At 38.6% G+C, this 1,830-nt stretch carries 3 protein-coding genes; all 3 read left to right on the top strand.

Annotated features, from left to right (window positions below):
- A partial coding sequence (locus tag QMD82_03335; GenBank protein ID MDI6850954.1) for a hypothetical protein occupies positions 1–482 on the top strand: 482 nt, incomplete at its 5' end.
- Positions 469–975: an HNH endonuclease gene (locus QMD82_03340; GenBank protein ID MDI6850955.1), complete on the top strand. Its 507-nt coding sequence runs from the start codon at positions 469–471 to the stop codon at positions 973–975. The genes QMD82_03335 and QMD82_03340, both read left to right, overlap by 14 nt.
- A 71-nt stretch (positions 976–1,046) precedes the next feature.
- Positions 1,047–1,830, top strand: a 784-nt coding sequence (locus QMD82_03345; GenBank protein MDI6850956.1) for a hypothetical protein, incomplete at its 3' end; no start/stop codon positions are given.

Below are 1,830 nucleotides of genomic sequence, written 5' to 3' on the forward strand. Positions count from 1 at the left end.
CCACAAATTATGCATATTACGTATATAGAGGGGATATTTACGCCGGAATCGGTAAGACCACACAGGCGCTGAAAGATTATGATACTGCGATTAACCTTTCTAATAGTAACCCTGTAGCTATTTTGAAAAAAGCCATGTATCTTACTTATGATCTAAAGCGCTACAATGATGCCATTCCTGTAATTCAGAAGCTTCTTGCTCTACCTGAGTTGACGGATTATTACAAAGCTCTTGGATATTTTCTCCTGGGAGATGCGTACTTTGGCATTGCAAATTCCACATATCAGAGTGCAAAAGCAAAAGGGAATAGGGCTGGTGCTGGTGAAGCAGTGAGGTACTACGAGATGGCGAAGGATGCCTACAGCAATGCAATTAAGTATGCTGATGCTAATCTGAAAGATCAGATAAATAGGAGATACGAGATGGCTGAGAGAAACAGATCCAAGGCATTCGGAGTGTGGAAAGGAATTGAGCCGTGGTGAAGTTTTACTATTAAACTACGATTATACACCTTTAAATGTTCTTAGTTTAAGAAAAGCAGTAAGGTTGGTCATCTTAAAAAAAGCAGAACCTATTTACTTTAAAGATGGACTTTATTGGCGTGCCGAGAGACTAACATTAAGGTTACCAAGCGTTATAAGGTTAAGGTACCACATTCCGCTAAAGTATAGAGAAGTTCCACTAAATAAGAAAAATATTTTGAGAAGGGACAATTATACCTGTCAGTATTGTGGTACAAGTGAAGGCCCTATGACCATTGACCACGTTATTCCAAAGAGGCTTGGTGGTGGTGAAACATGGGAAAATCTGGTTTGCGCATGTTTTCGCTGTAATAATAGAAAAGGCGACAGTACTCCCGAAGAAGCTGGAATGAAACTTCTTAAGCCCCCTAAAAAGCCTACTTACTTGACTCTTCTTTTCTCTTCCATTAAGGTGCCCGACAATCGCTGGAAGGAATTTCTTTTTGAGTTGTGAATATTCTTCTCCTGTTTTTTTTAACCTTTAACTCTGTTTCTATTAATTCAAAGATCGTCTCACAAAAAGTTTTGGATTCGCTTTTAGTAAACCTGCCGGATACCCTTTCCGATTCAGCTACTTTGGCAATAGTGGTCCGAACGCTCTTTGAGTATCTTGAAAGCAGGGGAATAGTTGACCCCCAAATTGAGGTTTTAAGGGAGGAGAGTGGTGTTATCATTTTTGTGAAAAATGAAAAGTTAGTCCCTATTTCCAGGGTATATGTAGATGTAAATGGAAATTTGCGAAGTTATGGATATCTTAGGAGCTTTTTGAAAAAAGACTTTTTTTCGGAAGAAAATTTTTCAAAAGCCTCCCTTTTTTTTAAAATGTTGGATTTCTTCGAGGTAATGGATTACCGTTTTTTGAAAAGAAAGGGCGGATACGATTTGATTTTAGGAGCTAAAAACTCAACCCCGCTGCCAATCCTTGCGGGCGGGTTGGATAAAGGCAGATTTTGGTTTAAAAGTTCTATAAGTTATCCCAACCTTTATTATGTTCCTTTGCGTCTTTCACTAAATTTTTCGGTGATCGGAAGAAGAATTCAGGTTTTAAGGGGTAAGGTGGTTCTTCCTGTTGATATTGGAAATGGATTGTTTGTGTCAGCCGAAATGTTACAGGACTCTTTAGAACTAAACTATAAGCTGATTTTGGGTAAGGTTATGCAACGTGGAAGAATGCAAATTTTCTATCACAAGAGCGGAAAGGGACAAGGGGGATACGGCTTTAGTGTGTTAACAGAGTCTGCAAATTTTTCAGCAGTTTTGAAGATTGAAATGGAAGACTATTTTAGGCACCTTTTGTTCATGGAATATG

This window comes from bacterium (genome assembly GCA_030019025.1).
Lineage (GTDB): Bacteria > Hydrothermota > Hydrothermia > UBA1063 > UBA1063 > UBA1063.